This window comes from Monashia sp. HAY1-5C (genome assembly GCF_056755255.1).
In genome coordinates, this window is record NZ_JBPGXG010000369.1 from 1 (window position 1) to 271 (window position 271).

Genomic DNA, 271 nt, shown 5'->3' on the forward strand with positions numbered 1-271 from the left:
GCATATTACTGGTATCGCCGTCAGCAGGAACGGACGGCTGTGACCCCCCTCACTAATATGACCCGAGGTAAAGAAGATGACCGAACAACCGAACCAGGATAATGGCACTCTGGTTTTGGCTTTGATTGCCGGGCTATCAATTAATGGCACTTTCGATGCGTTATTCAGTTCTGTCGTAACGTTTTCGATCTTCCCGATCATTTCTCTGGTGTTAGCGGTGTATTGCCTGTACGTTCGTTACCACCGCGGTGAAATGCCGAAAGGGTTACCG

The 271-nt window shown here is 49.4% G+C and carries 1 protein-coding gene; it reads left to right on the top strand.

Going from position 1 to position 271, the window contains the following annotated elements:
- Positions 1–76 precede the first annotated feature (76 nt).
- Positions 77–271 (top strand): DUF1422 family protein (locus ACR9ZK_RS22070; RefSeq protein WP_481344089.1); only part of this gene is annotated, 195 nt, incomplete at its 3' end.